The organism is Spirillospora sp. NPDC047279 (assembly GCF_040643285.1).
Taxonomy (GTDB): Bacteria; Actinomycetota; Actinomycetes; order Streptosporangiales; family Streptosporangiaceae; genus Spirillospora.
The window spans coordinates 53167-66678 of record NZ_JBEYUA010000008.1 but is presented as its reverse complement, the minus strand read 5'-3'; the positions used below and the strand labels follow the sequence as shown (position 1 = coordinate 66678).

The following is a 13512-nucleotide window of genomic DNA, read 5'->3' as shown; positions in this document are numbered from 1 at the left end:
GATGTCCGGCTTTCGGAGCGAGGTCGTCATGCGTCTGCTTCCTCGGTCGATCCGCGGGCGGGACACCGTCATCTCCGCGCTCGTCACGCTGGCCGTGCTCACCGTGCTGGCCGTGGCGGTGGACGCGCTGCTGCGCAACATGTTCACCCAGCGCGCGATGCAGGACGCGCAGCTCGTGTCGCGGCAGGCCGCCGCCGCGCTGCGCGAGGGCACGATCGGCCGGCCGATCCAGGGGGATCTCCACGGTGAGGCGCTCGTCCAGGTCGTCACGTCCGACGGGCGGGTGCTGAACGCGAGCCCCCGGGCGGCCGGGCTGCCGCCGCTCACCACCATGTGGCCCCGGGCGGACGCGCGGGTGCGCGGCTCCACCGAGTGCTCCGGGGGGCAGTGCTACGCGGTGTGGGCGGTCCGGGTCTCGACCTCGCCCGACTCGCCCACCGTCTACGGGGCGCGGGAGCTGCCGCCGATCGTGAGCACCGGGCTGCTGGAACTGCTGCTCGCGCTGACCGTGATCGCGCTCAGCGCGCTCATGGCCTGGATCACCTGGCGGTTCGTCGGCAGGACGTTGCGCCCGGTCGAGGAGATCCGGCTCCAGCTGTCGGAGATCAGCGGCAGCGACCTGTCCCGGCGGGTGTCCGAGCCGTCCGGTGGCGACGAGATCGCCCAGCTCGCGCGGACCGCCAACCAGACCCTGGACCGGCTGGAGCAGTCGATCACCCGGCAGCGGCAGTTCGCCTCCGACGCGGCGCACGAGCTGCGCACGCCCATCACCGGCCTGCGGGTCAACCTCGAAGACCTCGCGATGTACCCCGACGACACCGACGTGCCCGCCGCCACGCAGGCCGCGCTGCTCGCCACCGACCGGCTGGAGTCGATCGTCGCCGACCTGCTGCTGCTCGCCCGCATCGGCACGGCCGCGGCCGCGCAGGAGGAGGTCGACCTCGCCGAGCTCGTCCGGGCCGAGGTCGGTGCCCGCGCGGGCACCGACCGGCTCAGGACCGACCTGACGCCGGGCCTGCGGGTGACCGGCGTCAGGCTGCAGCTCGCCCGGCTGCTCGGCAACCTGCTCGACAACGCCGAACGCCACACCAAGGAGACCATCACGGTCGAGGTGCGCCGCGACGCCGTCGAGCCGGTCCTGGCGCTGCTCGCGGTCACCGACGACGGCCCCGGCATCCCCCGGGCCGACCGGGAACGGGTCTTCGACCGGTTCACCCGGCTCGACAGCGCCCGCAGCCGCGGCTCGGGCGGCGCCGGGCTCGGCCTGGCCATCGCCCGCGACATCGCGCTCGCCCACAACGGCTCGCTGCGGATCGAGGAGAGCCTCCGGGGCGCCCGGTTCGTCCTGCGCCTCCCCCTCAGCCAGGGTTGAGGTCAAGGGCCGGGGAGGCCAGCGGCGCGCGCGTTCAGGTACCGCTGCTGCGGGACGCTGGTCGTCCGGCGCGCGGCCTCCTCGTAGGCGGCCCGCGCGGGCGCGCGTTGACCGGCCATCTCCAGCAGGTGCGCGCGGACGGCGAACAGGCGGTGGTCGCCCGCGACACGCTCGTCCGACGCCAGCCCGTCGAGCAGCGCGAGGCCCTCCCGCGGCCCGGTGGCCATGGCGACCGCGACGGCGTGGTTGAGCATCACCATCGGGTTGTCCGAGAGCTCCATCAGCACCTCGTACAGCGCGACGATCTGCGGCCAGTCGGTCTCCGCCGCGCTCGGCGCCTCGTCGTGCACGGCGGCGATGGCGGCCTGGATCTGGTACGGTCCGGGTTCGCCGCGCGGCAGCACCGCGCTGATCAGCGCCACGCCCTCGTCGACGAACGCGGCGTTCCAGAGCCCGCGGTCCTGCTCGGCCATCGGGATCAGCGCGCCGTCCGGCCCCGACCTGGCGGGCCGCCGCGCGTCGGTCAGCAACATGAGCGCGAGCAGCCCGGTCACCTCGGCGTCGTCCGGCAGCAGCCGGCGCACCATCCGGGCCAGCCGGATCGCCTCCGCCGACAGCTCGGTCCGCATGAGTGACGGGCCGGACGTGCTCGCGTACCCCTCGTTGAAGATCAGGTAGAGCACGTGCAGCACCGCGCCGAGCCGTTCGGCGCGGTCGGGCCCGGCGGGCATGCCGAACGGGACGCCGCTGCTCCTGATGTTCTGCTTGGCCCGGCTGATCCGGCGGGTCATGGTCGCCTCGGGCACCATGAACGCCCGCGCGATCTCGGCCGTGGTCAGGCCGCCGACCGCGCGCAGCGTGAGCGCGATCTGCGAGGCCGCCGACAGGGACGGGTGGCAGCACATGAACAGCAGGATCAGCGAGTCGTCGGACTCCCCCGCCGGACGGTCCGCCGGCGGCGCCGTCCCCTGATCGGGCAGCCGCCACCGCGCCACGGTGTCCTCCCGGCGCTGCCGGGCCTGCTCCTTGCGCAGCAGGTCGGTGAGCCGGCGGGCGGCGACCGTGATGAGCCATCCCCGGGGGTTGTCCGGGATCCCGTCCTCCGGCCACCGCGTCGCCGCGGCGAGCAGCGCCTCCTGCACCGCGTCCTCGGCGGTGTCGAAGTTGCCGTACCGGCGGACGAGCGCGCCGAGGACCTGTGGCGCGAGATCGCGCAGCAGGCCCTCGACCGGCCGTTCAGAGGTCATAGTCCCCGGGGCCGCCGGCGAGCGGCCGGACGTCCACGTACCAGTCACGGCCCAGATCGGCGCTGTCGGGATGCGGGGTGCCTGCCAGCTGCGCCGCGATCTCGGTGGCCCGGTCGTAGCTCGCGCACTCCACGATCGTGAAACCGGCGAGGACCTCCTGCGTCTCGGCGTACGGCCCGTCCGTCACCACCGGCGCGCCCTCGCGCGCCCCGATCCGGCGGGCGTGCACCGGCGCGGTCAGCGCGTGGCCCTCGACGAACTCCCCCGTCTCCACCAGCGCGTTGTTCCAGGCGCCCATGAACTCGTTCATCTTGGCGACGTCGGCGGGGTCCCAGGGCTTCCTGGCGCCGTCCTTGCCGGTCAGCATGTCGTAGTCCTGCTGCGAGCCGAACATCATGATCATGTACTTCATGGTCGTTCCCTTCCCTGGAGGCGCCTCGCCGGCACCCTTCACCAGAGACGTCGGACCCGGGCCCCGCTACCGGACATCCCCGCTCACCTTTTTCCGAAGCTCTTCTGGAGAGCGTATCTGCGCAGGTCGTTCCAGTCGTCGCCGAAGTGGGTGTGCCCGGGCGCGACGCAGCCCAGCGTGAGCGGCCGGGGCGCCTTGTAGCGCGGCGCCGCCAGGTTCGGCTCGCTCTCGAAGTCCAGGGTCTCGGCGATGTTGCGGGCCGCCGCGTCCCGCACGGTCAGCGGCTCCAGCCCCCAGCGCCACTCGATCGTCTTGAGGATCGAGGTGTGGTCGTACACCTCGTGCGCGATCGCGCCCCGCCGCGCCCGCGGCGAGACGAGCAGGCAGGGCACCCGGAACCCCCGCAGCGCCGTCCCCAGGTCGGGCCGCGGGTCGGGCCCCTCCGGCGGCACCACGTGGTCGAAGAACCCGCCCCACTCGTCGTAGTTGATGACGAACAACGTCCGGGCCCAGTTGGGGCTGTTGGTGACGGCCTCGTACACCTTGTTGAGGAAGTGCTGCCCGAACCGGATGTCGGCCAGCGGGTGCTCGTCCTCGGCCAGGCCCGGGATCAGCTCCCCCACGAACCCCGGCTCGACGAACGACACCGCGGGCAGCCGGCCCTTGCCCGCGTCGGTGTAGAACTCGCTGATGTGCCGGCTGATGCCGAAGTGCTTGACCCCCCACAACGCGGTGAACGGCACGTCGCTGAAGTAGTAGCGGGCCGGGACCTTCTTCGCGGCGAGCCGGTCCCAGATCGTGGTCAGCTCGCTGAACGTGAACGTGTTGCTGATCCGGTCGGTCTGCGCCGCGTGCTGGAAGATCCGGTTGGGGAACGTCGACGACATGATCGCCGGGAAGTACCGGTCGCACACCGTCCAGTCGCGCGCCGCGCCCCCGTAGAACGGGAGGTCCGCCCCCTCGAAGTACCCGATGGCGAACACGTCGCTGTCACCCGACCGCAGCCACCCGTCGCACTCGCCCCCGTTCAGCTGCACGCGCCCGCCCGCGTAGCCGTGGTCGGGGTCGTTGAACCCGCACCCGTGCGGCACCTTCAGGTGATGGGTCGCGTGCTCGACGCCCTCCCGGTCGGTGAACGTGAGCCCGGCCTGCCTGCCGTCCGCGCCGGGGAGCCATCCCAGGTAGTGGTCGAACGAGCGGTTCTCCATCATGACCACGACGATGTGGTCGATGCCCGAGTCCTCCGGCCTGGGCAGCTCCGACACCGGCGCCCGCCGCGACGCCCGCGCCTCCGCCGTCCCGGAGCCCGCGACCGTCACCGCCGCGGCGGCCGAACCCGCGAGGAACCCACGCCTGCTCAGATCGTCCATGCCACACCGGTCCTCTCCACGCACTGGGGGATGCGTGCGGAGCATGACGAGTTCCGGGACCCGGAGATAGAACAAGAAGCGACAAACCGACCGGCAAAAGATGAAGTCTGTTCACGATCGACCCGCGACCGCGGGTCAGGCCTGGGATTTCGCCCGGTGGGCCCGCGCTCCCCGGGAACGTTTCCAGCCGTAGTCGAGGAGGACGCTCAGGGCGAGGATGAGGCCGATGGCGGCGATGGAGGCCGGCTCGTGGATGAGGGTCGTGAAGACGAACGTGAGGAGGACGATCCCGGCGGCGGCGATGGCGACGACGAGGATCGAGGTGCGGGCGCCGGTCTCGGTGCGGACGCGGAAGTGCGCCGCGGTGATGAACGTGAAGATCAGGAGGGCGACGGCGCTGCCGATGGAGGCGATGGCGTCGAGCTTGAAGACGATCGCCAGGACGAGGCAGGCACCGGCCTCGATGAGGAGCCCGGCCGAGGCCCGGCCGCCGACGCGGCGGGCCATGAGGCCGGGGAACTGGCCGGTCTCCGCCAGGCGGTCGGAGAGGCCGGCCGCCGGGTAGAGGCCCGCGTTGGTGGCGCCGGCGGTGGAGAAGAGGGCGGTGACGCTCATCAGCCAGTAGCCCGCCTGGCCGAGGGACGGTTCGGCGGCGACGGCGAGGGCGGTGCCGCCGGACTCGATGACCTTGTCGACGCTGAGCGTGCCGAACACGCCCAGCGCGATGGCGACGTAGATGACCGTCGCGATGCCGAGCGCGAGGAACATCGCGCGCGGCAACTGCTGCGACGGGCGCGCCAGGTCCCTGGCGGTGAAGGTGATGATGCCGAAGCCGAGGAACGCGAAGAAGGTCAGCGCGACGCTGGAGACGATGTCGCGGAACGGCGGGTAGTCCCCGAACGCCAGCAGGGACGGGTCCATGTTGAAGAGCGTCACCGACGCGAAGATGACCAGGATGCCGAGGACGATGTAGACGATGACGGTCTGGGCCCGCGCGACGAGCTCGGAGCCGACGATGTTCACCGCCGTCATCACAATGATGATCAGCGCGGCGAACGCCTTGGCCCAGACCTCGTTCTGGTCGGTGAACATGTCGCTGGCGTAGTTGCCGAACGAGACGGCCACCATCGCGGTCACGATGGCGTTCGCCGAGTAGGTGAGCCAGGCGGTGACGCCGGTCAGGTGGCCGTTGCCGAACCCCTTCGCCACGTACTCGAGCAGGCCGCCCGCGGTGGGATAGCGGGCGCCGAGCTTGGCGAACGAGTATCCCTGGAGGACGGCGATGACACCGGCGAGCAGGAACGACAACCAGACGGCCGCCCCGGCGACCTCGCCCGCGGCGCCCAGGAGCGCGAAGATGCCCGCGCCGACCATCGCGCCGACGCCGATGAAGGCCGCCTGGCGTATCGAGAGGTACTTCTGTGAGGTGTCCGCGTTCTCCGGTGGGGTGGTCATGTTCGTCGCCTCGTTCAGCCGTCAGCGGTAATCCGGGACCGAGCCGGGCTCGGACATGTGGCGGCGTTGCGCCTTGTAGACGGGGATGCCGAGCACCATCGCGCCCCCTGCCAGCAGGAACGGCGCCCAGTAGACCCAGAAGTCGTTCCCGGTGTTGCGCGAGTACCAGATGAACAGGATCGCGAACACCAGCGAGACGACGGCGACCGTCATGTCGCGGGCGAAGCGCGCGGCGTGGAGTGCGCGGCGGTCGGCCAGCCGCCACTTGATCTGCGCCAGCGCCGAGAACGCGTACGGGACCGCCGCGGTGATCCCCGTCATCAGCACCAGCGTGGTGAACGCCGTCTCGCCGGCGGAGCCCAGGTAGTTGACGGCCATCGCGACCGAGGCGAGCACGGTGGAGGCGATGATCCCGAACGCGGGCACGCCGTTCTTGGACAGCCGCTTGAAACGTTCGGGGAACAGCCCGTCCTTGGCGGCGGCCAGCGGCATCTCGGCGCAGATCATGGTCCAGCCGGTCAGCGCGCCGAACCCGGAGACGATGACGGCGAGCGCCATGACGTTCCCGGCCCAGGTGCCGCCGAAGATCTCGTTGGCGGCGTCGGAGAACGGGGCGTTGGCCTCGGCGAGCTCCGACGCGGGCAGGATCCCGAACACCGCGGTGAGCGACAACATGTAGACGACCGCGGTGGCGAGCGTGCCGAGGATGGTCGCCCGGGGCACGTTGCGGTCGGGGTCACGGACCTTCGCCGCGGCGACGGCGGCCGTCTCGACGCCCAGGTAGCTGAAGAGCGCGATGGCCATCCCGCCCCCGATCGCCGCGACGGCGCTCTGGTCGCTGACGTTCCAGGGCGTGTAGTTGGCGCTCTTGACGAAGAACAGCCCGACGGTCGACATGAAGGCCAGCACGGCGAACTTGAGGACCGTCGTGACCACCTGGACCGAGCCCATGTTCTTCACGCCGCCGAGGTTGATCAGCGCGGGGATCCACAGGCCGGCGAGCACGAGCAGCACCGACCCCAGCTTGTTGTGGCCGGTGTTGACGAACTCCTCGACGTACAGCACCCAGCCGACCGCGATCGCGGCGTTGCCGGCCCAGACGGTGATCCAGTACGACCAGGCGTTCGCGAACCCGAGCCGGTTGCCGAACGCGACCCGCGCGTAGGCGTACGGGCCGCCGTCCGCGGGCAGCCGCCGCGACAACGCGGCGAACAGCAGCGCGAGCACGAGTGCTCCCACCGTCGTCAGCGCCATCGACGCCAGGCTGATCGGGCCGTAGGCCGCGAGCGAGGTCGGCAGGTTGAAGATGCCGACGCCGATGATGCTGCCCACGATGAGCGCCATCGCGGTGGTGAGCCCGAACCGGTGCGGCTCGTCTCGCGCGGGTTCGCCGGCGACCGGGCCGCTGGTGTCCACGGGGTCCGTCATGTCAGCTCCTCACGGCGGGCGACGGCGATCCGCGCCGCAGCAGGGCCTTGCGGATCTCGGAGACGACGACGATCGACAACGCGGCGCCGGTGCAGATCAGCCACTGGCGCCCGTTGAGCTCGGTGGTGTCGAGGATCTTCTGGAGTGGCTCCAGCGACGTCGTCAGGACGAGGGTCACGATCGACGCGGCCGTGGCGACGTTGAACTTGCGGTCGGCGACCGTCTCCAGGCTGAAGACCGTCCGGAGCTCGTCCTTGGTGGCGATCGAGAAGAACAGCGAGAACAGCGAGAACGTGACGACGCCCATCGTGTAGGCGATCGGCGTGGAGTGCGCCTGCTCGGCCCAGCTCGCGACGCCGAGCGTGCCGACGCCCATGACCAGGCCGACGCACGCGAGCCAGGCCATGGCGCCGCGGGTCAGGATGGGCCGGTCGGGCCGGCGCGGCCGGCGTTCCATCAACCCGGTCGCCGGCTCGCCGTAGCCGAGCCCGATCGCCTGGAAGAGCAGCGTGGTGAAGTTGATCCACAACGTCTGGAGCGGCAGGAACGGCACGCCGCCGACGATGTTGAAGATGCTCGCGCCCAGGAACGAGGTGATGAAGCCGAACAGGCAGCCCATCTGGAAGCGGATGTACTTGGTGAGGTTGTCGTAGAGCCCCCGGCCGAGCTCGACGGCCTTGACGATGGTGGAGAAGTCGTCGTCGGTGAGGACCATCACCGCGGCTTCCTTGGTCACCTCGGTGCCGGTGACGCCCATCGCGATCCCGATGTCGGCCTTCTTCAGCGCGGGCGCGTCGTTCACCCCGTCGCCGGTCATCGCGACGATCTGGCCGCGCTTCCTGAGCATGTCGACGAGGCGGACCTTGTGCTCGGGCGTGACCCGGGCGATCACGCCGATGTCGTCGATCTCCTCCAGCGCCTTCTCGTCGGTCATCGCGCCGAACTCGGCGCCGGAGATCACCTTGCCCTCGATACCGAGCTGCCCGGCGATGGCCTTGGCGGTGACGGCGTGGTCACCGGTGATCATCCGGACCCGGATGCCCGCCTTCGCGGCGGTGGCGATGGCGTCCTTGGCGGCGGGCCTGGGCGGGTCGACGATGCCCACCAGCGAGAGCAGTTCCAGGTCGGTGACGAGCGGGAGCAGGTCGGCGTCCGGGTCGAAGGACGCGGGGTGGAAGTCCCTGCGCGCGGTCGCCATGACCCGCAGCCCCTGGGCGCCGAGCCGCTCGTTCTCGTCCAGGTAGAGCCGGCGGAAGTCGCCGTCGGCGGGCATCGAGCCGTGGTCGGCGTCGTAGACCTTCGCCGCGCGGGCGAGCAGCTGGTCGGGCGCGCCCTTCACGAAGCAGCGGACGACCTCCTGCCCGTCGTCGCCGGTCATCCGGTGGAACGTGGCCATCAGCTTGTACGCGGCGTCGAACGGCAGCTCGGCGACGCGCGGATAGGCCTGCCGGGTCTGGACTGCGCCCACCCCGCCCTTGGCGGCCAGCGCGACCAGCGCGCCCTCGGTCGGGTCGCCGATGAGCTCGCCGTCCTCGATCACCGCGTCCGAGGCCAGCACCATCGGCAGCAGGAACGGGTCGAGCGGGACCTCCGACTGCCCGGCGACCCGGGTGATCTGGCCGGCCGTGGAGTAGCCCTTGCCCTCGACCGTGTAGCGGCGGCCGATGACCGCCATCTGGACCGCGGTCATCTGGTTGAGCGTGAGCGTGCCGGTCTTGTCGGAGTTGATGGCCGAGGTCGAGCCGAGCGTCTCGGTCGACTGCAGCCGCTTCATGATCGCGCCCGCTCTGGCCAGCGACTGCGTCCCGTACGCGAGGATCGTGGTGACCACGGCGGGCAGGTTCTCGGGGAGCGCGCCGATCGCGAACGCCACCGCGGCCTGGAAGACGGCGGTGAACGAGTCGCCGCGGGCGAGGTTCAGCGCGGCCGAGACGAGCAGCGCGACGGCCGCGATCCAGAGGATCTGGTGGGTGAGCCGGTCGAGCTGGCGGGTGAGCGGCGACTTGTCGTCCTGCTCCTCGTGCAGAAGCCCGGAGATGTGCCCGACCTCGGTCGCCATCCCGGTCGCCGTGACGACGAACTCACCCGCACCACGGGTGACGTTGGTGTTCATGTAGACCATGCCGGACCGGTCGCCGAGCGGGGTGTCGTCCCCCTCGACCGGGCCGGTGCCCTTCGTCACGGGCAGGCTCTCGCCGGTGAGCGCCGACTCGGCGACCTCCAGCGTCGCCGCGCGCAGCAGCCGGCCGTCGGCGGGGACGACGTCGCCCGCCTCGATCGCGACGATGTCGCCCGGGACCAGCTCCTCGGCCGGAATCCGCTCCAGCTTCCCCGCGCGCCTGACCCGCGCGTGGACGATCATCATCTTCTGCAGGGCCGCGACCGCGGCGGCCGCCTTGCCCTCCTGCCGCAGCCCGAGCACCGCGTTGAACAACGTCAGGGCCAGCAGCATGAAGCCGGTCTCCCACTCCTTGAGCGGGTAGAGGCTGCCGACACCGGCCACCAGCAGCACGATCTGCATCGAGTCGGCGTACTGGCGGAGGAACGCGTGCCAGCGCGGCTCGGGCTCGGCCGTCACGAAGGTGTTCTGGCCGTACCGCCCGGTGCGCGAGGTCACCTCGGCGGCGTCGAGCCCGTGCTCCTCGTCCACCTTCTGCGCGGCCAGCACCTCGGCCGCGGGCAGCGTGTGCCACGCGGGCCCGGTGTCGGGCGCCTTCGGCGCCAGGTCAGGGGTCTGGGCGGTCACCGTTCCTCCTCGGGTGCGGGCACCGTCCGGGCGACGACGTTCGTGCCGGCGTCACCCGCGACGATCCCGGCGATGTCGGACAGCGCGCCGATCGCCGCCCGGTTGCCGGTCTTGGCCGCGAACCGGCCGGCCGCCTCGGCCTTCGGGCCCATGGAGCCCGCGGCGAACTCGTGGGCGGCCAGGTCGGCCGGGGTCACCCGGTCGAGCCGCCGCTGCTCCGGTGTGCCCCATCCGACGTAGACGCCGTCGACGTCGGTGGCCATGACGAACAGGTCGGCACCGATGTCCTCGGCGAGCAGCTCGCTCGCCAGGTCCTTGTCGATCACCGCTTCGACCCCGACGAGCTCGCCCGGCGCCGACGCGGGATACATGGTGGGAATGCCGCCGCCGCCCGCACAGATGACGACGGCGCCCCGGTCGAGCAACCAGGTGATCGGCTGGATCTCCAGAATACGCCGCGGCTGCGGCGACGGAACGACGCGGCGCCAATCCCGGCCGTCCTTCCGGAAGGTCCAGCCGTTGTCCGCCGCCAGTTTGTTCGCGGCGTCCTCGGGGTAGACGGGGCCGACGAACTTGGTGGGGTCGGCGAACGCCGGATCACCCGGGTCGACCACGATCATCGTCAGCAGGGTGACCACCTGGTGGGTCGCCGGCAGCAGGCTGCGCAGCTCCTGCTGGACGAGGTAGCCGATCATTCCCTGGGTGCCCGCGTCCAGCACGTCCAGCGGGTACGGCTCGGCGTCGTGGTACGCCTCGGCCTGGAGCGACAGCAGCCCGACCTGCGGCCCGTTCCCGTGCACCACCACGACGTCGTGGTCGGCGACCAGCGGCGCGATCGCCTCGGCGGCGATCCGGACGTTCCGCCGCTGCACCTCGGTCGTCATCGGGTCCGACCGGCGCAGCAGCGCGTTGCCGCCCAGCGCGATCACGATTCTCACGGCTGACCTCCTCGTCGCCCCATCCGGCATAGCGACGATCACCCGGACGGCGGGCCGCCGCCTCACCCGCGCGGAGTGATGCACGCCCGGCCCTCGCGCACGGATTCTGCGATCACGAAAAGACTGAAACGAGGTGATCAACGTGTCGTTCGGAGTGCACTCCGAGGTCGGCAGGCTGCGTCAGGTCATGGTCCACCGGCCCGGCCTCGAGCACGCCCGGCTGACTCCCTCCAACGCCGAAGAACTGCTCTTCGACGACGTCCTGTGGGTGAGCAGGGCCAAGTCCGAGCACGACGCGTTCTGCGAGGTGATGCGCGAGCGCGGGGTCGAGGTCCACCACGCCGAGAACCTGCTGGCCGAGGCGCTCGCCGGTGCCGAGGCCCGCGACTGGGTCAGCACGCATGTCCTGAACGAACGCGAGGTGGGCGCGGCCGCGGCCCAGCGGGCGCGCGAGTGGGTGGCGGAGGCGGACGCGGTGCAGGTCGCCGAGTTCCTGATCGGCGGGATCACCAGGACCGACGTCAGCCAGGACATCGGGCTGGTGTGGCAGTCGGCCGACCCCACCGGGATGTTGCTGCCGCCGCTGCCGAACTTCCTGTTCCAGCGTGATCCCTCCTGCTGGATCTTCGAGGGCGTCACGCTCAACCCGATGACCAAGCCCGCCCGCAAGCCGGAGACGATGCTCCTGGAGGCGGTCTACCGGTTCCACCCCATGTTCGCGGCCGAGAAGTTCCCGATCTGGCTGGGCGGCTCCGGCGAGGACTGGGGGCGCATCCACGTCGAGGGCGGCGACGTGCAGCCGATCGGCAACGGCGCGGTGATGATCGGCATGGGCGAGCGCACCACGCCCCAGGCGGTGTTGTGGATCGCCCGATCGTTGTTCCGGGCCGGTTCGGCCCGGCAGGTGCTCGCGGTGCACCTGCCGAAGTCGCGGAGCTACATGCACCTCGACACCGTCATCACGATGTGCGACCGCGACGTGGTCACGCTGTTCCCCCAGGTGATCGACGAGGCGCGCACCTGGTCGGTCCGTCCCGGCGAGACCCCCGACGACCTCGTCGTCGAGGAGCAGGACGGCACGCTGCCCGAGCTGATGGGCCGGGCACTGGGCGTGGACCGGATGCGCGTCGTCCCGACCGGCGGCGACTCCTTCGGCGCCGAACGCGAGCAGTGGGACGACGGCAACAACGTCGTCGCGCTCGAACCCGGCGTGGTCATCGCCTACGAGCGCAACACCGGCACCAACACCGCCCTGCGCAAGGCCGGGGTCGAGGTCATCACGATCGAGGGCTTCGAGCTCGGCCGCGGCCGCGGCGGCTCGCACTGCATGACCTGCCCGCTCCAGCGTGACCCCGCTTTCTGACCAGCATCGGGAGCCGTTCGTGTCCTACAACCTGAGAAACCGCAGCTTCCTCAAGGAGACCGACTTCGAGCCGCGCGAGCTGCGCTTCCTGCTGCGCCTCGCCGGCGCGCTCAAGTCGGCGAAGTACGCCGGCACGGAGGTGAAGCGCCTCGACGGCAAGGAGATCGCGCTCATCTTCGAGAAGACCTCCACCCGTACCCGGTCGGCGTTCGAGGTCGCCGCGTTCGACCAGGGCGCGCACGTCACCTATCTGGACCCGACCGGCTCCCAGCTGGGGCACAAGGAGTCGGTCGCCGACACCGCCGCCGTGCTCGGCCGCATGTACGACGCCATCGAGTTCCGGGGCAACAGCCAGTCGGACGTGGAGGCGCTCGCCGAGCACGCCGGGGTGCCGGTCTACAACGGGCTGACCAACGAGTGGCATCCCACGCAGATGCTCGCCGACTTCCTCACCATGCACGAGGAGAGCCACAAGCCGTTCGAGCGCATCTCCTACGCGTTCGTCGGCGACTGCCGGTACAACATGGGCCGGTCCCTGCTCGTCATGGGCGCGCTGATGGGGAGCGACGTGCGGCTGGCCGGGCCGGCCGAGCTGCACCCGCCCAAGGACGTCGTCGCCGTCGCCGAGGACATCGCCGGGCGCACCGGGGCCCGCGTCACCGTCACCGAGGATCCTGCCGAGGCCGTCTCGGGGGCCGACTTCGTCCACACCGACGTGTGGGTGTCGATGGGCGAGGCCAAGGACGTGTGGGAGGACCGGGTGGGGCTCCTGAAGCCGTACCAGGTGAACGCCGACCTGCTCGGCAGGACCGGGAACCCCGCGGTGAAGTTCATGCACTGCCTGCCCGCGTTCCACAACACGAACACGACCGTCGGCCGCCAGATCATGGAGCACACCGGCATGTCGTCCGGCCTGGAGGTGACCGGCGAGGTCTTCGAGTCACCCGCCAGCATCGTCTTCGACCAGGCCGAGAACCGCCTGCACACCATCAAGGCGATCCTCGTCGCCACCCTCGGCTGAGCCGCGCGCTCGAGGGCCCGGCCGGTCCTGGACCGGCCGGGCCCTCGTCGTGCTCCTGACCTGGCACCGGAATGTTCGCGCTACCACTAATTCGAGCTGGGCTATTGACGTGATCCGTTGGTTAGCGCAAACATGCGAAAGGACCCGGATGTGAAGGAGG

10 protein-coding genes are annotated in these 13512 nt (G+C 71.0%); 3 read left to right on the top strand and 7 right to left on the bottom strand.

The window, feature by feature from the left end; genetic code table 11:
* Positions 1-28 precede the first annotated feature (28 nt).
* Complete coding sequence (locus ABZ810_RS21575) at positions 29-1372, top strand: ATP-binding protein (RefSeq protein WP_358405655.1); 1344 nt, start codon at positions 29-31, stop codon at positions 1370-1372.
* A gap of 2 nt (positions 1373-1374) precedes the next feature.
* Here the strand turns inward: ABZ810_RS21575 and ABZ810_RS21570 are convergent, their stop codons facing one another.
* The 7 genes from ABZ810_RS21570 to arcC all read right to left on the bottom strand — a co-directional run bounded on the left by ABZ810_RS21570 (position 1375) and on the right by arcC (position 10968).
* Positions 1375-2619 carry a sigma-70 family RNA polymerase sigma factor gene (locus ABZ810_RS21570; protein ID WP_358405652.1) on the bottom strand — a complete coding sequence of 415 codons (1245 nt, stop codon included), beginning with the start codon at positions 2617-2619 and terminating at the stop codon, positions 1375-1377.
* On the bottom strand, positions 2609-3031 hold the full coding sequence (locus ABZ810_RS21565; protein WP_358405649.1) for a YciI family protein: 423 nt from the start codon (positions 3029-3031) through the stop codon (positions 2609-2611). Before ABZ810_RS21565 ends, ABZ810_RS21570 begins: the two co-directional genes overlap by 11 nt.
* A gap of 83 nt (positions 3032-3114) precedes the next feature.
* Positions 3115-4401 carry an alkaline phosphatase family protein gene (locus ABZ810_RS21560; protein ID WP_358405647.1) on the bottom strand — a complete coding sequence of 429 codons (1287 nt, stop codon included), beginning with the start codon at positions 4399-4401 and terminating at the stop codon, positions 3115-3117.
* A 135-nt stretch (positions 4402-4536) separates the two neighbouring features.
* Positions 4537-5856 (bottom strand): APC family permease, encoded by a 1320-nt coding sequence (locus ABZ810_RS21555; protein ID WP_358405645.1) that lies wholly within the window; start codon positions 5854-5856, stop codon positions 4537-4539.
* A 21-nt stretch (positions 5857-5877) separates the two neighbouring features.
* A complete protein-coding gene (locus tag ABZ810_RS21550) occupies positions 5878-7284 on the bottom strand; it encodes an amino acid permease (RefSeq protein ID WP_358405643.1) in 1407 nt (468 codons plus the stop codon).
* A gap of 1 nt (position 7285) precedes the next feature.
* Complete coding sequence (locus tag ABZ810_RS21545) at positions 7286-10030, bottom strand: cation-transporting P-type ATPase (protein WP_358405641.1); 2745 nt, start codon at positions 10028-10030, stop codon at positions 7286-7288.
* Positions 10027-10968: a carbamate kinase gene (gene arcC / locus ABZ810_RS21540; protein WP_358405639.1), complete on the bottom strand. Its 942-nt coding sequence runs from the start codon at positions 10966-10968 to the stop codon at positions 10027-10029. The genes ABZ810_RS21545 and arcC overlap by 4 nt, the downstream gene beginning before the upstream one ends.
* Before the next feature lie 142 nt (positions 10969-11110).
* Here arcC and ABZ810_RS21535 point away from each other — a divergent pair, with 142 nt between their 5' ends.
* Both ABZ810_RS21535 and argF read left to right on the top strand, forming a co-directional pair.
* A complete protein-coding gene (locus ABZ810_RS21535) occupies positions 11111-12331 on the top strand; it encodes an arginine deiminase (protein WP_358405637.1) in 1221 nt (406 codons plus the stop codon).
* A gap of 19 nt (positions 12332-12350) precedes the next feature.
* A complete protein-coding gene (gene argF, locus ABZ810_RS21530; RefSeq protein WP_358405634.1) occupies positions 12351-13352 on the top strand; it encodes an ornithine carbamoyltransferase in 1002 nt (333 codons plus the stop codon).
* Positions 13353-13512 lie beyond the last annotated feature (160 nt).

What these genes read in the sequence shown, in the direction of transcription:
- ABZ810_RS21570 (WP_358405652.1), bottom strand. Translation starts at nt 2,619, where the DNA reads ATGACCTCTGAACGGCCGGTCGAGGGCCTGCTGCGCGATCTCGCGCCA.
- ABZ810_RS21575 (WP_358405655.1), top strand. Translation starts at nt 29, where the DNA reads ATGCGTCTGCTTCCTCGGTCGATCCGCGGGCGGGACACCGTCATCTCC.
- ABZ810_RS21565 (WP_358405649.1), bottom strand. Translation starts at nt 3,031, where the DNA reads ATGAAGTACATGATCATGATGTTCGGCTCGCAGCAGGACTACGACATG.
- ABZ810_RS21555 (WP_358405645.1), bottom strand. Translation starts at nt 5,856, where the DNA reads ATGACCACCCCACCGGAGAACGCGGACACCTCACAGAAGTACCTCTCG.
- ABZ810_RS21550 (WP_358405643.1), bottom strand. Translation starts at nt 7,284, where the DNA reads ATGACGGACCCCGTGGACACCAGCGGCCCGGTCGCCGGCGAACCCGCG.
- ABZ810_RS21560 (WP_358405647.1), bottom strand. Translation starts at nt 4,401, where the DNA reads ATGGACGATCTGAGCAGGCGTGGGTTCCTCGCGGGTTCGGCCGCCGCG.